Below are 20320 nucleotides of genomic sequence, written 5' to 3' on the forward strand. Positions count from 1 at the left end.
CCGGCAGCGGGCTCAGTCCAGGGTGAGCAGCCGGGCGGCGGTCTCCAGGTCGGCGCGGACCTCCGCGATGGAGGCGCGGCCGGACAGCCAGGTCACCAGGGCCGACTGCCAGGTGTGCTCGATCACCCGGACGGCGGCGCGCTGCGGCCCGGTGGGCGGCCGGTCCAGGTCCATGGCGTCCAGGATGATCGCGGTGGTGAGCCGGCAGACCCGGTCGACCTCGGCGCCGGCCGACCGGTCGGCGAAGGTCAGCGCCCGCACCATGGCCTCCGCGAGCTGCGGTTCGCGCTGGAGGGCATGGAAGGCGCGCATCAGGGTCTCGGTGACCCGCTCGGCGGGGCCGTCCCCGGCCGGCGGGTGGCGGCGCAGCCGGTCGAGCATCTGCTCCAGCTGGTCCTGCATGGTGGCGACCAGCAGATGGATCTTGGACGGGAAGTAGCGGTAGAGGGTGCCGAGCGCCACCCCGGAGCCCTCGGCGACCTCCCGCATCTGCACCGCGTCGAAGCCGCCGCGGCGGGCCAGCGCGACGGCCGCGCCCAGGATGCGGCGGCGCCGCTCCCGCTGCCGCTCGGTGAGCGGCGGCCCGGCGGCCCTGGCAGCCTGGACTGTGCTGGTCGTCATGCGCGGCCCCTGTCGTCTCCGCCGACACCGTGGCGCGAATCACCAGCCCTGCCCCCGGGCGGGAAGCTACGGACCGGTATCTTCGTGTTCTCCTACCTGTTCATACTGAAACCTGTTCTACTTTACCCCTGGCTCGGCCGCCGGGGAGGTACGGGAAGAAGGAGCCAAGGGTGACCGCGCAGACGCGATCGTCGGGGTATGTGCTCTCCCGTCCGCCGGATGACCGGGCCGCAGGACCGCTGCGGATCGCCCTGCTCTCCTACAAGGGCAATCCGTTCTGCGGCGGCCAGGGCGTCTACGTACGCCACCTCTCCCGCGAGCTGGCCCGGCTCGGCCACCGGGTCGAGGTGCTCGGCGGGCAGCCCTACCCGGTGTTGGACCGGGTCGAGGGGCCCGGCTCGGTCACCTTCACCGAGATCCCCAGCCTGGACCTCTACCGCGAGCCCGACCCGTTCCGCACCCCCGGGCTGCGCGAGTACCGCGACGCGGTGGACCTGCTGGAGGTCGCCACCATGTGGACCGGCGGCTTCCCCGAGCCGCTGACCTTCTCGCTGCGGGCCCGCCGCTTCCTGGCCGCCCGGCGCGGCCGCTACGACGTCGTCCACGACAACCAGACCCTCGGCTACGGCCTGCTCGGCCTGGAGCGGTATGGCTTCCCGCTGGTCACCACCGTCCACCACCCGATAACCGTCGACCGCGAACTGGAGCTGGCGTCGGCCGCCGACCCGAAGCGCCGCCTCTCGGTACGCCGCTGGTACGCCTTCACCCGGATGCAGCGCCGGGTCGCCCGGCGGCTGGAGCACATCGTCACCGTCTCCGGCAGCTCCAGGGACGAGATCGTCCAGCACCTGGGCGTGGCCCCGGACCGGATCGACGTGGTGCCGATCGGCGCCGACACCCGGCTCTGGTCCCCCGACTCCTCGGTACCGGTGGTCCCCGGCCGGATCGTCACCACCTCCAGCGCCGACGTGCCGCTCAAGGGCCTGCTCCACCTGGTCGAGGCGCTCGGCAAGGTCCGCACCGAGCGGGACGCCCACCTGGTGGTCGTCGGCCGCAGCCGCGAGGACGGCCCGGTGGCGGAGGCGGTCCGCCGCCTCGGCCTGGAGCAGCACATCACCTTCCGCAGCGGGATCAGCGACGCCGAACTGGTCGACCTGCACCGCTCCGCCGAAGTCGCCTGCGTGCCCTCGCTGTACGAGGGCTTCTCGCTGCCCGCCGCCGAGGCGATGGCCACCGGCACCCCGCTGGTCGCCACCACCGGCGGCGCCATCCCCGAGGTGGCCGGCCGGCACGGCGAGACCTGCCTGGCCGTACCGCCCGGCGACCCCGGCGCGCTGGCCGCCGCCCTCGGCCGGATGCTGGACGACCCGGCGCTGCGCACCCGGATCGGCGCGGCCGGCCGCGAACGGGTGCTGACCCGCTTCACCTGGGAGCGCGCCGCCGCCCGCACCGCCGACCGCTACCGGGCGGCCATCGCCACCGGCGCCGGGCAGTCGGCCCGCGCCGGGCGCGGCTGGCGCTACGTCTGACCCCGGACGGGCCGTACCGACCCCCCGTACGGCCGCCCCGCCGGACCGACCCGACGCACCCCCCACCCCCGGCTACCGGACCGGCCGCCGCAGCAACGAATGGGAGCCCCGCAGTGCTGACCGTCGACTTCTCCCGCTTTCCGCTCGCCCCCGGCGACCGGGTGCTCGACCTGGGCTGCGGCGGCGGCCGGCACGCCTTCGAGTGCTACCGGCGCGGCGCGAACGTCATCGCGCTGGACCGCAACGCGGAGGAGATCGCCGAGGTCAGAAGGTGGTTCGCCGCCATGGAGCAGGCGGGCGAGGCCCCGGCGGGCGCCTCCGCCACCGCCATGGAGGGCGACGCGCTGGCGCTGCCGTTCGCGGACGACTCCTTTGATAAGATCATCATCTCCGAGGTGATGGAGCACATCCCGGACGACAAGGGCGTCCTCACCGAGATGGTCCGGGTGCTCCGCCCCGGCGGCCTGATCGCCGTCACCGTCCCCCGCTGGCTGCCCGAGAAGATCTGCTGGGCGCTCTCCGACGAGTACCACGAGGTGGAGGGCGGCCACATCCGCATCTACCGGGGCACCGAACTGCTGGAGCGGATGCGCGGCGCCGGACTGCGCCCGTACGGCACCCACCACGCCCACGGCCTGCACGCCCCCTACTGGTGGCTCAAGTGCGCCTTCGGCGTGGACAACGACCAGGCACTGCCGGTGAAGCTCTACCACAAGCTGCTGGTCTGGGACATCGTCAAGCGCCCGCTGGCCACCCGGCTCGCGGAGAGCGCCCTCGACCCGCTGATCGGCAAGAGCTTCGTCGCCTACGCGGCCAAGCCGCAGCTGCCCCGCGAGAGCCGCGCATGACCGCCGCCGAGGAGACCGCCGCCGAGGAGACCGCCGTCCCCGGGACGCTGGTGCTGCCCGGCGTCCTGGACGCCCGGCAGGCCGCCGCCACCGTACGGTCCATCCTGGCCGACCAGCGGCCCGACGGCGCCATCCCCTGGTTCGGCGGCGGCCACCTCGACCCTTGGGACCACACCGAGGCCGCCATGGCGCTGGACGCGGCCGGCGAGCACCGCAGCGCCGAGGCCGCCTACCGCTGGCTGGCCGGGGCGCAGAACGCCGACGGCTCCTGGTACGCCTCCTACACCGGCGGCACCCCCGACAACCTGGCCAAGGAGACCAACTTCTGCGCGTACATCGCCGTCGGCGTCTGGCACCACTACCTCAGCACCGGCGACGACACCTTCCTGGACGGCATCTGGCCCACCGTCCGCCGCGCCGTCGACTTCGTGGTCGGCCTGCAACTGCCCGGCGGCGCCGTCAGCTGGCGCCGGGAAGCGGACGGCACCGCCGTGGCCGAGGCGCTGCTCACCGGCTCCTCCAGCATCCTGCACGCGCTGCGCTGCGCACTGGCCGCCGCCGACCACCTGGAGGAGCCGCAGCCCGACTGGGAGCTGGCCGCCGGCCGACTCGCCCACGCCGTCGCCCACCACCCGGAGCGGTTCCTCGACAAGGGCCGCTACTCCATGGACTGGTACTACCCGGTGCTCGGCACCGCGCTGCGCGGCCCGGCGGCCCAGCAGCGCATCACCGAGGGCTGGGACCGGTTCGTCGTCCCGGGGTTCGGGGTGCGCTGCGTCTCGGACCGGCCCTGGGTCACCGGCGGCGAGAGCGCCGAACTGGCGCTGGCGCTCTGGGCGGTGGGCCAGTCCGACCGGGCGCTGGACATCCTGCGCTGGATTCAGCGCCTGCGCCACCACGACGGCTCGTACTGGACCGGGTACGTCTTCGAGGACGACGCCTTCTGGCCCGAGGAGCGCACCACCTGGACGGCCGGGTCACTGCTGCTCGCGGTCGCCGCGCTCGGCGGCGACCACGCCACCGGCACCGTCTTCGGCGGCGACCGGCTGCCCACCGGGCTGGCGGTGGCCGACTGCTGCGAGGCCCGGGGCGGCAGCCGCACCTGACGTACGGCCAGGCCCCGGCCCGGTGCTCAGCCGCGCCGGGCGGTGCGCGCCGCGAGCGCCCCCACCACCGCGTACACCACGGCGGCCACGCCGTAGTCGAGGGTGGTGCGCAGCTTGGCGTTGTCGGGATGGAACAGGCCGCGCGACCAGGTCGCCAGCCAGTTGGCGGCGCGGTGGAACCAGTGGACGACGTCATTGGCCCGGTCCGCGTCCAACAGGAACAGCACGATCCAGATCACCAGGATCGCCGCCGCCGTGTTGGCCAGCAGCCAGACGAGACGTGAGAGACCGCTCATGCCGGGCGCCTTGCCCGCCGTACGGTCGGCAAACCCGGCCCGCTACGGCAGTCGGGCGGGCCGGATCGCTCCGGCCCGCCCGACAGCCTTCCGGCCACGGTGGTTCAGGTGACTGCGGGTCAGCCCCGCTGGATGCCCGAGGTGTCGGCCAGCAGCCCGCGCCGGCCGTCCTGCAACTGGGCGACCAGGGCCGCGCCGCGCTGCTCCACGGCCAGGTACCAGGTGCCGGGGGTCAGCTCACCGACCGGCGGGCCCGCCGGGTTGTCCTCCGGCGCCAGCGGGCGCGGCGCGGGGACGGCGAACCAGAACGGCGCGAAGCTCGGCGCCGCCGCCGCCGTCGCCGGGGCGGGCGTGGGCGTGGGCGTGGGGGCCGGGCCGCCGAAGGGGGTGTCCTGCGGCTGGTGCGCCCCCGGGCCCTGCGGCTGCGGGGCGCCCCACTGCTGGGCGCCGCCGTGCTGCGGAGCCGGGTAGCCGTAGCCGCTCTGCGGGCCGCCCGGGTAGCCGCCCTGCTGCGGGCCACCGGGGTAGCCACCCTGCGGGCCGCCCGGGTAGCCGCCCTGCGGGCCGCCGGGGTAGCCGCCCTGCTGCGGGGCGGGCGCCGGACGGTCGGAGAGCAGCTTGGCCTGGAGCGCCGGGACCACCGGGGTGGCGACGGCGCCCACCCCGATGACCAGCACGCCGATGAAGGCCAGGTAGGCGCCGAAGCCGTGGTTGATGTGGTCGGCACCCGAGTCGCTGCCGGGGAAGGCGGCGGTGTAGCCGGCGCCGTTGGTGAAGAGGGACCACAGCCCGCTCCACACGGCGAACGCGGCCAGCGCGACGCCCCACTGGCCGAGCTTCAGCCCGGCGATCTGCCGCGACTGCGCGGCCTCGCCCTGGAAGCGGGCGAGCAGGATCAGCGCGGCGGCGCCGAGCCCGGCGAGGACCACGGTGGCCAGGTGCAGCAGGAAACCGCTGTGCCAGGTGTTGTAGGAGCAGATGTCGACCGTGTCGTTCTTGCACTCACCGTCGATCGAGTAGAGCGGCAGGAAGGACGCGATGAGCAGCAGCAGTGCCCCGACGGCGACGGCGGCGTCTCCCCGAGTCAGAGAGCGCAGATTCACGGACGGTTCCCCTCGGTCGTGTGTGTCGTGGTCGGTGTGGTTGATGTCCGAACGGGCCAAGAGCCTAGCGACCCTTGCCGGTGAGGAAGGCGGTGAGGCCGTCGGCGATCCCCTGCGCCGCCCGCTGGCGCCACCGGGGGTCCGTCATGTGCCGGGCGTCGGTGGCGTTGCGCATGTTGCCGCACTCGATGAACACCTTGGGCACCCGGGACAGGTTCAGCCCGCCGAGGTCGCCCCGGACGTCGATGCCGTCCTGGCCCAGATAGCTGGAGAGCGGTTCGCCGGTCGCCGCCGCGAAGCTGTTCCGCAGTTGCAGCCCCAGCCGGCGCGACGGGTCGGTGATCGACGCGGTGTCGGCCTTCCCGGACACCACCCGGGCCGGCAGGATCACATGGAAGCCGTGCCCGGCGGCCGGCCCGCCGTCGCCGTGCACCGACACCGCCGCGTCGGCGTGCGCCCGGTTGCCGATCTCGGCCCGCTCGTCCACGCACGGCCCCCAGGGGCGGTCGCCGTCCTGGGTGAAGACCACCTTGGCGCCCTCGGCCTGGAGGATCTTGCGCGCCCGCCGCGCCACGTCCAGCGTGAAGGACGCCTCGGGGTAGCCGGCGTCGGTCTCGGTGCCGGTGGTGTCGCACTCCTTGCGGCTGCCGCCGATGTCCACCGTGCGGTTGATCTGCGCGGTGTGCGCGCCGTTGCCCGGGTTGTGGCCCGGGTCCAGCACCACCGTACGGCCCTTCAGCGGGCGGTCGGCCGGGGCGCGGCCCGCCGCCGTCGGGGCGGCGGTGGTGGGGTGCGGGGTGGGGGCGCTCTGGGGGGTCGGTGGCGCTTCGGTGGGCGGGGTGGCCGGGGTGGCCGGGTCGGCTCGGGTGACCGGGGCGGCTTGGGTGGTGGCTGCGGCGGCCGGGGTGGCCGGGGCGCCGCCCGCCACCGCCTGCCAGCCGAGCCAGCCGGCGAAGCAGGTCGGCGCCAGCACGGCCAGCGCGATCAGCAGCCGGGCGGTGGGGGAGCGGCGGGGGCGCAGCTCGCCGTACGGCGCGCCGAAGAGGGCGTCGTCGTCCGGCTCGGGGGTGTCGGAGCTGTCGGGGGTTTCGGGAGTGAGGGGCACGATCCGGTCAGATCCCATCTCCGGTGCGCGACGCGAGGCCGTACCGGTTGGCGATCGGGTTCCAGGCGGTGACGAAGGACTGCTTGCTCCGGGTGGCCTGGCCGCTGATGCTGTCTCCCCGGTTCCGGTCGGCGGTCCGGGGTGCGCTGCCGTCCGGGCAGCCGCCGCTGACCACCGAGTCGGCCCACTTGGCGTATGCGCGGTCGGCGTCGGCGGACTGCTGCCACGCCGTACGCAGCAGCTGCGCGGCGTCGGGGCCGCCGTCCAGCGCGCTGAGGTCCAGCCGGTCCAGCCGGCCGATCAGCTGCTCACGCTGGGCGGCCGCCTGCGGGAAGACCTTGGCGGCGTTCTGCAACGCGCCGGCCTCCGGGCAGCTCTCCACGGTGGCCACCGCGTTGCCGACCTGCTGGCGGGCGCCGGCGTTGCTGGTCAGCAGGGCGTCCAGCGCCTTGGCCTGCTGCTCGGCCGCCGCCGGGTCGGCGCTCGGACTCGCGGAGTCCTCCGCGTCGGTCGAGTCGTCGGGGGACGGGGACTGCGGCGGGGCGCTCTGCGGGTCGGGCGGCGGCTGCGGGGCGGTGGCGGACGGCCCGGCCGCCGCCTTGCCGCTGTCGTCGGGTCGGCCGACCAGCTGCCACACCAGCCCGCCGCCGAGCATGGCGGCCACCAGCACGACCACGGTCACCACCAGTGGGGTCCGGCTGCGGCGCGGCGGCTCCCCGGCCTCCGGCTCGGCCGGTGGGGGATAGCCGTAGCCGGGCGGCGGTCCGCCGTACGACTGCTGCGGATAGCCGTACCCGGGTGGTGGTCCGGCGTACGGGCCCGGTTGGGGGTAGCCGTATCCGGGGGTCTGGGTGGGGGCGGGTGGTGGTCCGGCGGGGGCGCTGGGTGGTCCGGGGCGGTAGGTCGTGGTGGGTGGTTCGGCGGGCGGCTGCCGGTCGAGGCCGGGGGCCTGGCCGGGGCCGGGTGGCCCGGGGCGGTAGGTGGCGGCGGGTGGTGGTCCGGCGTACGGGCCTGGTTGGGGGTAGCCGTATCCGGGGGTCTGGGTGGGGGCGGAGGGTGGTCCGGGGCGGTAGGTCGTGGTGGGTGGTTCGGCGGGCGGCTGCCGGTCGAGGCCGGGGCCGGGTGGCCCGGGGCGGTCGGCGGCGGCGGGCGGCGGCCCGGCCGGGGTCGGCGGGAGCAGTGCGGTCTGCTGGTCGTCGGCCGGGGGTGGCGCGGTCGGGGGGAGCAGCGCGGTCGGCTGGTCGTCGTCCGGCAGCGCGGGGGTGTCGAACGACGTGGGCAGGTACGGGCGGCCGCCCGGCGGGGGCGCAGCGCCGTCCGGGCCGTCCGGGGCGTCCGGCGCGGGCGGCTTGCGCAGCTGATGCGTACGCGGGTCGCCGCGCCGCACCCAGCCGCCGGCCCCGCCGCGCGCCGTGGGGTCCCAGACCGCCGGTGCGCTCTCCTCGTCGTTCGCCATCCCGCCTCCCCGCTCGGCCACGGCGGCCCACCTGCGCCGCCGTACGGGTCACCGTACCGGGCGCCGGGCCTCCCGTACGGCTCCGCTCACCCGCCGGACCGGCGCAGCACCCGCAGCGAACCGGTCACCGAGACCTCCGTGAAGCCCTCCGCCAGCGCCCGCAGCCAGACCCGGTACGGTGCCTGGCCGCCGTCCGCCGGGTCCGGGAAGACATCGTGGATCAGCAGCAGGCCGCCCGCCGCCAGATGCGGCACCCAGCCCTCGTAGTCGGCCGTCGCATGCTCGTCGGTGTGCCCGCCGTCGATGAAGACCAGCCCCACCGGCGCCCCCCACACCGCCGCGACCTGCGGCGACCGCCCGACCAGGGCGATCACGTGGTCCTCAAGACCGGCCGCGTGCAGGGTGCGGCGGAAGCGCGGCAGGGTGTCCATCCGGCCCACCTCCGGGTCCACCAGCGTGCTGTCGTGGTACTCCCAGCTCGGCTGCTGCTCCTCCGAACCCCGGTGGTGGTCCACCGTCAGCGCCACCGTGCCGGCCTCCCGCGCGGCGGCGGCGAGCAGGATGGTGGAGCGGCCGCAGTAGCTGCCGATCTCCAGCAGCGGCAGCCCCGTACGGGTGGCGGCCTCCACCGCCGCCGCGTACACTGCCACGCCCTCGTCCACCGGCATGAAGCCCGTCGCGGCCTCGAAGGAGGCCAGCACCTCCGGCGCCGGGCGTGCCGCCGTACCGCTGCTGCCCCGGAGGTGGTGCGCCATCTCGTGCTCCCTGGTCCCGCCGCCCGCAGGCGGCCGCTGAAACGTGGTCCCTGAACGTGGTCCCTGAACGCGGGCCCTGGTCGTGGCCGGCGGTTCCGGTGCGCCGCCTTCCGGGGACCCTACCCGCCGGGTGATCCGGCGGCACCCGCCCGGCCGCCCGAGGTTACCGGCCGGTAGGAGGGGTGCCGGGCAGCTGCCCGATGCGTTATACATGGGCCCGTGCCCCGGACCGCGTGCCGGGCCGCCCCGCGATCGGCGGCCCCGGCCGAGCGGACCACCCCGGCGCGGCCGCAGGTGCGGACGGCCGCGCCGGGGTCCACCGCCCGCCGCACCGCCACCCCCGGGACGGGAGCAGCACGTGCGCGCAGCGGTCCTCCATGAGATCGGCCACCGGACGCTCGACGTCCGCGACGACGTCGAGACGGCGCCGCTGGGCCCCGACGGCGTCCGGGTCCGGCTGCGGGCGGCCGGCCTGTGCCACTCCGACCTCTCCGCGATGAGCGGTGTGCTGCCGCAGCCCGCCCCGTTCGTGCCGGGCCACGAGGGCGCGGGCGAGGTGCTGGAGGTCGGCGCGGACGTCACCGGGGTGGCCCCGGGCGACCGGGTGGTGCTCTGCTGGATGCCGTCCTGCGGCGACTGCCCGCACTGCCGGCGCGGCCAGGGGCAGCTGTGCACCCTCGGGCTCGGCCGGCTGCGCACCCCCGGCTTCCGCTTCGCCGGCGGCACCGGGCTGTACGGCTTCTACAGCGTCGGCGCCTTCGCCGAGGAGACGGTGGTCGCCGCCGACAGCGTCATCAAGGTGCCGGCCGATGTGCCGTTCGAGGTGGCGGCGCTGGTCGGCTGCGGGGTCACCACCGGCGTCGGCGCGGTGGTCAACACCGCCAGGGTCGAGCCCGGCGCCTCGGTGGCCGTGCTCGGCTGCGGCGGCGTCGGCGTGGCCGCCATCCAGGGCGCCCGGCTCTGCGGCGCCGCGCGGATCGTGGCCGTCGACCCGGTCGCCTCCCGCCGGGAACGGGCGCTGGCCTTCGGCGCCACCGAGGCCGTCGCCCCCGAGGAACTGCGGGACGCGGGCAAGCGGCTCACCGAGGGCGGCTTCGACCAGGTCTTCGAGGTGGTCGGGCGCTCCGACACCGTACGGGCCGCCTATGACGCCGCCCGGCGCGGCGGCGCCGTGGTGGTGGTCGGGGCCGGGTCGCGCGAGGACCGGGTGGCGTTCGACCTGGGCGAACTGTTCTTCAACGAGAAGCGCATCCTGCCGTCCCTGTACGGGGGTGGCGAGGTGCGGCGCACCGTCGGACTGGTGCTGCGGCTCTGGCGGGCCGGGCGGCTCGACCTGGAGGGCATGGTCACCCACCGGGTGCCGCTGGCGGCGGTCAATGACGCCCTGGCCCAGATGCGCAGCGGCGAGTCCCTGCGGACCGTGGTCACCCTGGACTGACGGCCGGTACGCGCGGCGGCTCCGCACCCGCGCGGGTGCGGAGCCGCCGCCGTGGAACGGGTCTGCGGGAGCCTGCGGTCACGCCCCGGCGGCGGACTGCTCGCCCGCGCGGCGGTGGCGGCCGTGGCCGGCCTCCGGCAGCGGGGCGGCCTCCGGCGGCGCGGAGGCGTCGGCCGGGGTGAGGGGTCCGCGGTGCCGGCCGGCAGCCCCGGCGCCCGGAGCCGCTGCCTGGGCAGCGCGGTTCTCAGTGGTGTCGGTGATGGCTTCGGACATCAGATACGTCTTCTCCATGCGAGGGATGAGGGCTCATGGTGCATTGCGGCGCACCGGTACGCGCGGGCCCCGCGGCCTGCCCGGGAAGGAACGGGTGGCAGAGGCCGGCCGGGCACGCCGGAGAGCCGGGACCGGAGGCCGGTACCGGGTCACCGCGGCGACCGCTCGGAAGGATCACCCTACCCAGGCGGCCGCAGCCGTCGCACGCGTAGACCGAATCGTCATCCAACCGGTGTCGCGCCGTCGATCGGCCCGCCCGAAAGCGCAACTGACGGTGTGTCAGCTGGGCCGCCCGGTGCGCAGGAACCCGGCCAGCAGCTCGCGCAGCACCGGCGCGCCCTCCTCCGCCAGCACCTCGTGCCCGGCGCCCGCCGCCTCCACGTACCGGAAGTCGACGCCCTCCGCCCGCCCGATCCGCAGCAGCTCGCGCCGCAGCGCCCGGGACTGGCCGACCGGCACCACCTCGTCCCGGTCGCCGTGCACCATCAGCAGCGGCGCGCTGATCCGGCCGCACAGCCGCAGCACATCGCGCGGGCCGCGCTCGTCGTCGATCGGATCGCCGCCGCCGAGCCTGGCGGTCAGCTCCCGCACCGGGGCGGTGCCCTCCGCGAGCAGCCCGGCGCCGGACAGGAACGGCGCGACCACGGCGCACCGCGCCACCTGCCCGGCGGGTGCGTGGCAGACGGTGAGCAGGGCCAGGAACGCGCCGTAGCTGACGCCGAAGAGCGACGGCGGCTCCAGGCCGAGCGCCGCCCGGCGCCGCGCCAGATCCGCCAGCAGGCAGAGGACGTCCTCCAGGTCGGGGCCGCCCCAGGCGCCGTGCAGGCACCGGGAGTGCTCCTCCCCGTAGCCGCTGCTGCCGCGCTGGTTGGGGGCGACGACCGCCAGGCCCTCGGCGGCCATCCGCTGGAGGGTGGGGTCGAACTCCAGCCGCCAGGCGTCCGCCGGGCCGCCGTGCAGCGCCACCACCAGCCGGGCGGCGGTGGCCCAGGCGTCGCCGCCGTACACCACCGCCTCCATCGGCCCGGCCGCGCCGGGCAGTTGGACCGCTCGGGCCGGGTGCCAGCGGCCGCCGTCGCCGGGCGCGGCGCTGCCGTCGAGCCGCCAGCTCCGGGCGGCGGCGGGCAGCTGCCGGGGGCCGGGGACGACGACCGTGACGGTGGGCCGGGGCGGTACCGGCGGGGCGGGCAGGGTGGTGGCGGCGGGGGTGGCGGGCGGCGGCGGGCGCAGGTCCAGCTGCGCGGCCAGGTCCAGGGTGGCCATGGCGGGCGGGCTGTCGGGCGCGGAGTACGGCATCCGCAGGCCGGCCGGCGACCAGTGGCCCACGGCGCCGAGGCGGCCGGGCGGCACCGGCAGCGGCTCCAGCCGCCCGCCGGCCGGCCGCCACACCGCCAGCGCGGAGCCGGCGCCCCGGTCCAGCTGCACCGCGATCCGCAGCTCGGCGGCGGACCGGGGGCCGGGGCCCCGGGTGGCGGCGGGCTCCACCGCGATCGGGCGCAGCAGGGTGCCGGGCAGGTGCAGGCAGTCCGGGAAGCGCAGCGGCTGCTGCGCGCCGAGGACGCCCCAGCCCAGCCGGTCGGTGCCGGAGGCGTCGCTGCGGACCACGGCCAGCCGGGTGTCCGGGTCGAAGAGGACCAGCCGGTCGTTGCTGCGCTCGGAGATCTCCAGCAGCGGCGCCACGGTGCCCTCGACCAGGTCGAGCGCCACGCTTCTGACCAGGCCGTCCGCGTCCCCCAGCCGGTCCAGGGCGAGCAGCCGCCCTTCGCGGTCGAGCCAGACCCCGCCGCCGTACAGCCCGGGGACCTCGGCGGCCCGCTGCGGGGCGCTGCCGTCCGCGCGGATCAGCCAGACGGCGGTGGTCGGCCGTCCGTCGCAGGTCAGCGCGACGGCCACCGGCGCGCTGCGGGTGGCGGCAGCCACCGGGGCGGGCAGCGGGAGCAGCCGTACGTCGGCGGTGCGCAGCACCCCGGCGGCCCGCTCGGCGGCGGGGGCCGGCTCGCGCTGCTCCCAGGGGCCGGCGGGGGAGAGCACGGCCAGTTCGCAGCGGTCGCCGCCCTGTCTGGCGATCAGCACCCGGCCGTCGGGCAGCGACAGCAGGGGGGAGTGCGGGCTCTCCGTGCGGTTGCCGGGCGGTGGCAGCGGGGTGGGCAGGCAGCCGCCGCCGTCGGTGCCCAGTCGCCAGCTCTCCGGGTACCAGCCGCCGCCGTCGGCGGCCGCCAGGCAGGCGGCGTGCGAGCCGTCGGCGGCGAAGGTGAAGCTGACGCGGCGCAGGGCCTGGGCGGCGGTGCGGGCGGCGATGGTCATGGGGCGGCTGCCTGGGTGGGGTTCGGTCCGGTCCCGGCGGGTCCGGCGCGGCGGGGGTCCGGCGGCGGGGGTCTGTACTGAGTGGGTCTGTACTGCGGGGCTCTGACGGCCGGCGCCGGTGCACGGCGGTCTCGGAGGCGAGGGGCGGGAACGGCCGCATTTCCGGTCCCCCTGACCCATACCGCCCATTCCCGCCCCTCGCAGCACCGAAGGTACGACCGGAGACGACGCACGCTCAATGCCCTCCCGACGCCTTCACTCATAAGGGTGATCGGCGGGGCTTTTCGCCCGCGTCGGCCGCCGCGTCAAGGGCTGAGCTGGTAGGGGACCGGCGGCTATGCTGAGGCCCTCGATCCGGGTGGAGGGGTCAGCATGACGGGGATCGGCCGGGAACGCATGGTCCGGGAGAGTACGACTGTCGTGGTGATCGGGGGCGGTCCGGCCGGGCTGACCGTCGCCAATCTGCTGCTGCGGCTGGGCATCGGCTGCGTGGTGCTGGAACGGCAGTCGCGCGCCCGGGTCGAGCAGCGGCAGCGGGCCGGCATCGTGGAGCACCGCGCCGTGCGGATGTTCGAGGAGTGGGGGCTGGGCGAGCGGGTGGTCGGCGGCTTCCCGCACGACGGCCTGCTGGAGTTCCGGGTGGACGGCGAGAGCCGGCTGCTGGACGAGGCCGACTCCACCGAGGGCCTCACCGCCCGGCTCTGCCCACAGCAGATCCTGGTGCAGCGGCTGATCGCGGCCTGCCTGGAGGACGGCGGCGACCTGCGGTTCGAGGCGGCGGACGTCGCCATCGACGACCCGGCCGCCGACCGCCCGGTGGTCAGCTACCGCGCTGCGGACGGCGTCCGGCACGAGATCAGCTGTGAGCTGGTGGCCGGCTGCGACGGCGACCACGGCGTCAGCCGCGCCTCCCTACCCGACGGCGCCCTCACCGCCTACCCCTTCGACCACGGCATCGCCTGGCTGACCGTCCTCGCCGACTCCCCGCCGCCGCGCCACCCGCTGCTGGGCGTCAGCGAGCACGGCTTCGCCGCGCACTTCGGGCGCGGGCCGCACTCCAGCCGCTACTACGTCCAGTGCCCGCCCGGCGACAGCGCCGACGACTGGCCCGACGAGCGCATCCGCGAGCAGCTGGCCCTGCGGCTGTCCGTCGCGGAGCCGGTGGCCGGCCCGATCACCGAGAAAGAGGTCTTCCAGCTCCGCAGCGTGGTGCACGAGCCGATGCACCACGGCCGCCTCCACCTGGTCGGGGACGCCGCCCACATCATCGCGCCGATGGGCGGCAAGGGGATGAACCTCGCGCTGTACGAGGCCGAGGTCTTCGCCCGCGCGGTACGCGACCACGTCCACGGCGACGACAGCGGGCTGCGCTCCTACTCCGAGGTCTGCCTGCAACGGGCCTGGAACTACCAGGAGTTCTCCCGCTGGATGACCGAGATGGTGCACGACGCCGGGGACGACTCACTGGCCGGGCCGTTCCGCCGCCGGCTGGCCCGCGCCCGGCTGGACCGGCTCTGCTCCTCGCGCGCCGCCGCCGGGGCCTTCGCCGAGCTGATGGCCGGGCTGGCCTGAACCGGCGACGGCCGGGGCGGGGAACGTCCGCCATGCGCGGTAATCTCGACCCCGTGCCCAAACTGTCCGACGTCATCAGCGTGCTCGACGAGCTCTACCCGCCGCAGTGGGCGGAGTCCTGGGACGCCGTGGGCCTGGTCTGCGGCGACCCCGACGCCGAGGTCGGGCGCGTCCTGCTGGCCGTGGACCCGGTGCAGGCCGTCGCGGACGAGGCGGTGGAGTGGGGCGCCGACCTGGTCCTCACCCATCACCCGCTCTATCTGCGCGGCACCACCAGCGTCGCGGCGACCACCTTCAAGGGCCGCGTCGTGCACACCCTGATCCGCGGCGGCATCGCCCTGCACGTGGCGCACACCAACGCCGACCACGCCGACCCCGGCGTCTCCGACGCCCTCGCCGAGGCGGTCGGCCTGCGGGTCACCGGCCCGCTGCTGCCGGACCCGACCGACCCCGCGGGGCGGCGCGGCACCGGCCGGATCGGTGAACTGCCCGCCCCCGAAGCGCTGTCCGCCTTCGCCGCCCGGGTGGCGGCCGGACTCCCGGCCACCGCCGCCGGCGTACGGATCGCGGGCGACCCCGACCGGGCCGTCTCCCGGGTCGCGGTGTGCGGCGGCTCCGGCGACGGCCTCTTCGCCGCCGTCCGCGCCGCCGGGGTCGACGCCTACCTCACCGCCGACCTGCGGCACCACCCCGCCTCCGAGGCGGCCGAGGCCGCCCCGGTCGCCCTGGTCGACGCCGCGCACTGGGCCACCGAGTGGCCCTGGCTGCGGCTGGCCGAGCGCGAGTTGGCCGGCGCCGCCGAGCGGCGCGGCTGGGCGCTGCGGACCAGGGTCTCCCAGCTGGTCACCGACCCGTGGACGGCCCACGCGCCGATGCCGTACCCCACCGACTGACCCTCCACCCCACGATTCCAGGAGCTTCCGCTGAACGCCGCGCCCGCCGACCAGATCCGCCTGCTGGACCTGCAAGCCCTCGACGCCCGCCTCGACCGGCTGGCGCACCAACGCCGCAGCCTGCCCGAGCACGCCGAGATCGAGCGGGCCACCGCCGACCACAGCGCGCTGCGCGACCTGGTGGTGGCCGCCGAGACCCAGCTCGGTGACACCACCCGCGAGCAGGCCAAGGCCGAGCAGGACGTGGACCAGGTCCGCACCCGCGCCGCCCGCGACCAGCAGCGGCTGGACTCCGGCGCCGTCACCTCGCCCAAGGACCTGGAGAACCTCCAGCACGAGATCGGCTCGCTCGCCAGGCGGCAGTCCGACCTGGAGGACGTCGTCCTGGAGATCATGGAGCGCCTGGAGTCCGCCCAGGGCCGGGTCACCGAGCTGACCGCCCGCCTCCAGCACGCCACCGTGGTGCTGGAGGAGGCCACCGCCCGCCGCGACGCCGGGTACGCCGAGATCGACGCCGACGCCGCCAAGGTGACCCGCGAGCGGGAGACCGTCGCCGCCGTCATCCCCGCCGACCTGCTGAAGCTCTACACCCGGCTGCGCGAGCAGCAGGGCGGCGTCGGCGCGGCCCGGCTCTTCCAGCGGCGCTGCGAGGGCTGCCGGGTCGAGTTCTCCACCGCCGACCTCAACGCGATCAAGGCCGAGCCCAAGGACGCCGTGGTCCGCTGCGAGAACTGCGGCCGCATCCTGGTCCGCACCGCCGACTCCGGCATCTGACGCCATGGCGACCCGCAAGCTCATCGTCGAGGCCGACGGCGGCTCCCGGGGCAACCCGGGGCCAGCCGGCTACGGCGCGGTGGTCCGCGACGGCGACACCCGGGCGATCATCGCGGAGGCCGCCGAGTACATCGGCCGCGCCACCAACAATGTCGCCGAGTACCGGGGCCTGATCGCCGGGCTGCGCGCCGCGCACGCCATCGACCCGGACGCCGAGATCGCCGTCCGGATGGACTCCAAGCTGGTCGTCGAGCAGATGTCCGGCCGCTGGAAGATCAAGCACCCGGACATGCAGCCGCTCGCCGCCGAGGCCCGCACCGTCTTCCCGCGCTCCCAGGTCTCGTACAGCTGGATTCCCCGCGAGCGCAACAAGGACGCCGACCGGCTCGCCAACGAGGCCATGGACGCGGGCAAGGCGGGCCGCCAGTGGGAGCCGCGCGCCGTCGCGCTACCGGCGGACCGGTCGGTCGCGGCGGCCGTCGCCCCCTTGGCCGTCGCCCCCGCGGACCCCGCCCCCGTGGCCACCGCCCCCGCCGAGGAGCCGCAGCCGGCCGCCCGCCCGGCCGGCTGGGCCGCCGACCCCGGTACCGCCACCACCTTCGTCCTGCTGCGGCACGGTGAGACCCATCTCACCCCGGAGAAGCGGTTCTCCGGCAGCGGCGGCAGCGACCCCGAGCTGTCCGACAAGGGGCTGTGGCAGGCCGAGCGGGCCGCCGCCGCGCTCGCCGCCCGGGGCACCGTCCAGGCGGTGGTCAGCTCCCCGCTCAAGCGCGCCCGGCAGACCGCCGAGGCCGTCGCCGGGCGGCTCGGCCTGGAGGTGCGGATCGAGGAGGGCATCCGGGAGACCGACTTCGGCGCCTGGGAGGGGCTGAGCTTCGCCGAGGTGCAGCAGCGCTACCCCGACGACCTGGCCGCCTGGCTGGCCTCCGCCAAGGCCGCGCCCACCGGCGGCGAGAGCTTCGCCGCCGTCGCCCGCCGGGTCGCCGTCTCCCGGGACAAGCTGCTGGCCCGCTATGCCGGGCGGACGGTGCTGCTGGTCACCCATGTCACCCCGGTGAAGACCCTGGTACGGCTGGCGCTCGGCGCCCCGCCCGAGTCGCTGTTCCGGATGGAGCTCTCCGCCGCCGCGCTGTCCGTCGTCCAGTACTACGCCGACGGCAACACCTCGCTGCGGTTGCTCAACGACACCGGCCACCTGCGCTGACCGGGGAGCCCTGACCGGGGAGCACGGACCGGGGAGCACGGACCGGGGGGCGGGGGCCCGGCCCCCGCCCCGCCGCTCACAGCTCGGTGACCACCACGTCCAGCCGCAGCGGCTGCCCGGCGGCGGCCGGCTGCTCCTCCACGGTGTACTTGAGGTCGCGCAGCGCCGCCACCAGCTCGGCCGGGTCCGCCGGCTCCGCCCCCGCCTGGAGCAGGTCGCGCACCAGCCGACCCTTGGTCGCCTTGTTGAAGTGGCTGACCACCGACCGCTTGGCCACCCCGCCGACCTCCCGCTCGTGCAGCACCCGCACGGTCGCGGTCCTGGCCGCCACCTCCCCGGTCGGCCGCCAGGCCGCCGCGTACGCCGTCGAACGCAGATCCAGCACCAGACCCGACCCGGCGACCCCCGGCAGCACCTCGCCCAGGGCCTTGCGCCAGTACGTGCCGAGCGGGCCCAGCGGCGGCAGCTTCACGCCCATCGAGCAGCGGTACGGGGGGATGCGGTCGCCGGGCCGCAGCGCACCCCACAGCCCGGAGACGACCAGCAGCGACCGCTGCGCCAGGGTCCGGGCGGGCGCGCCCAGCGAGGCGGGGTCCAGCGCGTCGTACAGCACACCGGTGTAGAGCCGGTCGGCGGGCAGCGCGGGCGCGGTGCGCAGCGCGGCGTTGCGGGCCGGCTCGCCGCGCAGACCGGGGCTGAGGCCGAGCGCGGCCATGGCCGGGGCCTGGTCCTCGGCGGAGCAGAGCGCCACCAGGGCGTCCAGTACGGCGGTCCGGGCCGGGTTCAGCGCGGGCAGAGACAGCCCGGCGAGGTCGAGCGGCGCGCCCTCCCCCGACCCGGCCTTCCCCTCGGACGGCGGCAGCAGGACAAGCACGGCGGTACTCCTCGAATCCGGACGACCTGAGCGCCCTCACCCTACGCACCACCGGACCGCGCGGGGCCGGGAGCCCAGGTCAGGCGCTCAGCGGCTCCCGGCCGGACCGGGCCGCGAGGAAGGCGTCCACCTCGTCGCGGCGGGCCAGCGAGGGCTGGGCGCCGGGGCGGGTGGTGCTGATCGCGGCGGCGGCGCAGGCCCAGCGGGCGGCCTGCTCCAGGGTGCGGCCCTCCGCCAGGGCGACGGCGAGCGCGCCACAGAAGGAGTCGCCGGCCGCCGTGGTGTCCACCGGCCGGACGGCGAAGGCCGGGATGTGCAGCCGTGCGGTGCCCTCCAGCAGCAGCACCCCGTCGCCGCCGAGGGTGACGATCACCGCGCCCGCGCCGGTCAGCTTGCGGGCCGAGGCCGCCACCTCGTCGATGGTCCGGGGCACCGGGGTGCCGGTGAGGGCCGCCAGCTCGGTGCGGTTGGGGACCAGGATGTCCACCTGCGGCGGCGGGACCACGCCGGTGGCGGCCGGGGCCGGGTTGTGCAGCACGATGCCGCCGGCCAGCCGCGCCGCCGCGTGGTTGGCCTCGTCCGGGACCTCCTGCTGGAGGACGGTGACCCGGGCCCGCCGCAGCAGGTCGCCGGCGGCCTCGCAGTCGGCGGCGGACAGCCGGGAGTTGGCGCCGGGGCTGACCACGATGGAGTTCTCGCCCGCCGGGTCGACGGAGATCAGCGCACGGCCGGTGGGCACCCCGGGGGTGCGCACGATGTGCGTGGTGTCCACGCCCTCGCCGCGCGCCGCGCCGAGCAGCACCTCGGCCGCGTCGTCGTCGCCGACCCGGCCGATGAAGGCCACCCGGCCGCCGAGCCGGGCCGCGGCGGCGGCCTGGTTGGCGCCCTTGCCGCCGGGGTGCTGGGCGATGTCCCCGCCGAGCACGGTCTCGCCCGGCACCGGGTGCTTGGGGACCGGGGTGACCAGATCGAGGTTCAGGCTTCCGACGACTGCGATCACTGGACTTCCTCTGTGGTGCGGGTACTGCGGGCGCCCGTGGCCCCGGTGGTGCCGGGTGCGCTCGAGGCACGGATGACAAGTTGGGGGGCGAGCCGGATGGCCCGGGGCGAGCGGGGCCGCCCGTCGGCCGGTCGCTGGTCGGCCGGTCGCTGGTCGGCCGGTCGCTGGTCGGCCAGCCGCTGGTCGAGCAGCCGGGCGGCCTCGGCGGCCAGCTCGCCGGACGGCTGGCGGACGGTGGTCAGGTCGGGGTCGGCCAGGGTCGCTATCGGGATGTCGTCGAAGCCGGTGACGGCGACCTCGCCGGGGACGTCCACGCTGAGCTGCTGGAGGCGCCGCAGCGCGCCGAGCGCGATGAGGTCGTTGGCGCAGACGATGGCGTCCGGCCGGTCCGGCCAGATCCGGTCGACCGCTGCCCGGCCCCAGGCGACCGAGAAGTCCCCGAGCTCGACCCGGCCGGGAGCCTGCGGGTCCAGGGCCGCCACGCCCGCCTCGTACGCGGCGCGCCGCTCGACGGCGGCCGAGTTGGTGCCCGCCGCCCCCACGAAGCAGATGCGGCGGCGGCCGGTGGCGGCCAGGTGCTCCAGGACCAGGGCCATGCCGGCGGCGTTGTCGATGCCGACCGAGTCCGCGACGCCCGGCCCGCAGGCCCGGTCCAGCAGCACCAGCGGCACGCGCGCGGCGGCGGCCGTCACCGCCGCCCGGCTGCGCTTCTCGTCCACCGGGATGACCAGCAGGGCGTCCACCTGCCGGTCGAGCAGGGCGGAGATCCGGGCCGCCTCGATGGCGGGATCGTCGTCGCAGTCGGCCAGCAGTACGGCGCGCCCTCCGGCGTGCAGGGCGTGTTCCAGCTCACGTACCAGGGAGGGGAAGAACGGGTTGGTGATCTGCGGGAGGACCAGACCGATGGTGCCGGTGGAGCGGCTGCGCAGGGCGCGGGCCACCTGGTTGGGACGGTAGCCGAGGCTCTCGGCCGCCTCCCGGACCCGGCGGGCGGTCTCGGCGCCGACCGGGCGGGTGCCGGCCAGCACCCGGGACACCGTGGCCACGGAGCAGCCCGACAGGCGGGCCACGTCCTTCAGGGTGACTTCGGTCGCCATCTGCCGACCCCCTCCTCGCTGGGTTCGCCTGGGCCCGGGGCGGGCGGGCAGCGCTGACCCCAACCTGGCGGC

19 protein-coding genes are annotated in these 20320 nt (G+C 76.3%); 8 read left to right on the forward strand and 11 right to left on the reverse strand.

The window, feature by feature from the left end:
* Positions 1 to 12 precede the first annotated feature (12 nt).
* Positions 13 to 621 (reverse strand): TetR family transcriptional regulator, encoded by a 609-nt coding sequence (locus tag ACIQGZ_RS16010; protein ID WP_402602265.1) that lies wholly within the window; start codon positions 619 to 621, stop codon positions 13 to 15.
* Between the two features lie 170 nt (positions 622 to 791).
* Here ACIQGZ_RS16010 and ACIQGZ_RS16015 point away from each other — a divergent pair, with 170 nt between their 5' ends.
* The 3 genes from ACIQGZ_RS16015 to ACIQGZ_RS16025 all read left to right on the forward strand — a co-directional run bounded on the left by ACIQGZ_RS16015 (position 792) and on the right by ACIQGZ_RS16025 (position 4104).
* Positions 792 to 2150 carry a glycosyltransferase family 4 protein gene (locus tag ACIQGZ_RS16015; RefSeq protein WP_402602266.1) on the forward strand — a complete coding sequence of 453 codons (1359 nt, stop codon included), beginning with the start codon at positions 792 to 794 and terminating at the stop codon, positions 2148 to 2150.
* Positions 2151 to 2263: 113 nt separating this feature from the next.
* On the forward strand, positions 2264 to 2998 hold the full coding sequence (locus tag ACIQGZ_RS16020; protein WP_402602268.1) for a methyltransferase domain-containing protein: 735 nt from the start codon (positions 2264 to 2266) through the stop codon (positions 2996 to 2998).
* Entirely contained in the window at positions 2995 to 4104 is a 1110-nt protein-coding gene (locus tag ACIQGZ_RS16025; protein ID WP_402602269.1) for a prenyltransferase, read from the forward strand. Before ACIQGZ_RS16020 ends, ACIQGZ_RS16025 begins: the two co-directional genes overlap by 4 nt.
* Before the next feature lie 26 nt (positions 4105 to 4130).
* Here the strand turns inward: ACIQGZ_RS16025 and ACIQGZ_RS16030 are convergent, their stop codons facing one another.
* The 5 genes from ACIQGZ_RS16030 to ACIQGZ_RS16050 all read right to left on the reverse strand — a co-directional run bounded on the left by ACIQGZ_RS16030 (position 4131) and on the right by ACIQGZ_RS16050 (position 8819).
* Positions 4131 to 4400: a hypothetical protein gene (locus ACIQGZ_RS16030; protein WP_402602271.1), complete on the reverse strand. Its 270-nt coding sequence runs from the start codon at positions 4398 to 4400 to the stop codon at positions 4131 to 4133.
* Between the two features lie 119 nt (positions 4401 to 4519).
* Positions 4520 to 5503, reverse strand: coding sequence for a hypothetical protein (locus ACIQGZ_RS16035; protein WP_402602272.1), 984 nt, complete (start codon positions 5501 to 5503; stop codon positions 4520 to 4522).
* 64 nt (positions 5504 to 5567) lie between these two features.
* Entirely contained in the window at positions 5568 to 6608 is a 1041-nt protein-coding gene (locus ACIQGZ_RS16040; RefSeq protein ID WP_402602273.1) for an N-acetylmuramoyl-L-alanine amidase, read from the reverse strand.
* A 7-nt stretch (positions 6609 to 6615) separates the two neighbouring features.
* The gene (locus ACIQGZ_RS16045; protein ID WP_402602275.1) at positions 6616 to 8064 is read right to left on the reverse strand and encodes a hypothetical protein; all 1449 of its coding nucleotides are present in this window, start codon (positions 8062 to 8064) and stop codon (positions 6616 to 6618) included.
* Between the two features lie 86 nt (positions 8065 to 8150).
* Entirely contained in the window at positions 8151 to 8819 is a 669-nt protein-coding gene (locus tag ACIQGZ_RS16050; RefSeq protein ID WP_402602277.1) for a class I SAM-dependent methyltransferase, read from the reverse strand.
* 358 nt (positions 8820 to 9177) lie between these two features.
* Between ACIQGZ_RS16050 and ACIQGZ_RS16055 the strand changes: the two genes are divergently transcribed.
* Positions 9178 to 10257 carry an alcohol dehydrogenase catalytic domain-containing protein gene (locus ACIQGZ_RS16055; protein WP_402602278.1) on the forward strand — a complete coding sequence of 360 codons (1080 nt, stop codon included), beginning with the start codon at positions 9178 to 9180 and terminating at the stop codon, positions 10255 to 10257.
* A gap of 78 nt (positions 10258 to 10335) precedes the next feature.
* On the opposite strand, the gene ACIQGZ_RS16060 is transcribed toward ACIQGZ_RS16055, so the two are convergent.
* Both ACIQGZ_RS16060 and ACIQGZ_RS16065 read right to left on the reverse strand, forming a co-directional pair.
* The gene (locus ACIQGZ_RS16060) at positions 10336 to 10548 is read right to left on the reverse strand and encodes a hypothetical protein (protein ID WP_402602280.1); all 213 of its coding nucleotides are present in this window, start codon (positions 10546 to 10548) and stop codon (positions 10336 to 10338) included.
* A 261-nt stretch (positions 10549 to 10809) separates the two neighbouring features.
* On the reverse strand, positions 10810 to 12834 hold the full coding sequence (locus ACIQGZ_RS16065) for an alpha/beta hydrolase family protein (RefSeq protein ID WP_402602282.1): 2025 nt from the start codon (positions 12832 to 12834) through the stop codon (positions 10810 to 10812).
* 372 nt (positions 12835 to 13206) lie between these two features.
* On the opposite strand from ACIQGZ_RS16065, the gene ACIQGZ_RS16070 reads away from it, so the two are divergent.
* The 4 genes from ACIQGZ_RS16070 to ACIQGZ_RS16085 are packed head-to-tail and all read left to right on the forward strand — an operon-like array spanning position 13207 to position 17277.
* Entirely contained in the window at positions 13207 to 14406 is a 1200-nt protein-coding gene (locus ACIQGZ_RS16070) for a 4-hydroxybenzoate 3-monooxygenase (RefSeq protein WP_402602283.1), read from the forward strand.
* 53 nt (positions 14407 to 14459) lie between these two features.
* Entirely contained in the window at positions 14460 to 15299 is an 840-nt protein-coding gene (locus ACIQGZ_RS16075) for a Nif3-like dinuclear metal center hexameric protein (RefSeq protein ID WP_402602285.1), read from the forward strand.
* 30 nt (positions 15300 to 15329) lie between these two features.
* Positions 15330 to 16073: a zinc ribbon domain-containing protein gene (locus tag ACIQGZ_RS16080; protein WP_402602384.1), complete on the forward strand. Its 744-nt coding sequence runs from the start codon at positions 15330 to 15332 to the stop codon at positions 16071 to 16073.
* 4 nt (positions 16074 to 16077) lie between these two features.
* A complete protein-coding gene (locus tag ACIQGZ_RS16085; RefSeq protein ID WP_402602287.1) occupies positions 16078 to 17277 on the forward strand; it encodes a bifunctional RNase H/acid phosphatase in 1200 nt (399 codons plus the stop codon).
* Between the two features lie 76 nt (positions 17278 to 17353).
* Here the strand turns inward: ACIQGZ_RS16085 and yaaA are convergent, their stop codons facing one another.
* The 3 genes from yaaA to ACIQGZ_RS16100 form a co-directional block, all read right to left on the reverse strand.
* Entirely contained in the window at positions 17354 to 18151 is a 798-nt protein-coding gene (gene yaaA / locus ACIQGZ_RS16090) for a peroxide stress protein YaaA (RefSeq protein WP_402602288.1), read from the reverse strand.
* A gap of 79 nt (positions 18152 to 18230) precedes the next feature.
* Positions 18231 to 19151, reverse strand: coding sequence for a ribokinase (locus ACIQGZ_RS16095; protein ID WP_402602289.1), 921 nt, complete (start codon positions 19149 to 19151; stop codon positions 18231 to 18233).
* Positions 19148 to 20248 carry a LacI family DNA-binding transcriptional regulator gene (locus tag ACIQGZ_RS16100; RefSeq protein ID WP_402602291.1) on the reverse strand — a complete coding sequence of 367 codons (1101 nt, stop codon included), beginning with the start codon at positions 20246 to 20248 and terminating at the stop codon, positions 19148 to 19150. Before ACIQGZ_RS16100 ends, ACIQGZ_RS16095 begins: the two co-directional genes overlap by 4 nt.
* Positions 20249 to 20320: the final 72 nt, after the last annotated feature.

The organism is Streptomyces sp. NPDC092296 (genome assembly GCF_044755465.1).
Taxonomy (GTDB): domain Bacteria; phylum Actinomycetota; class Actinomycetes; order Streptomycetales; family Streptomycetaceae; genus Peterkaempfera.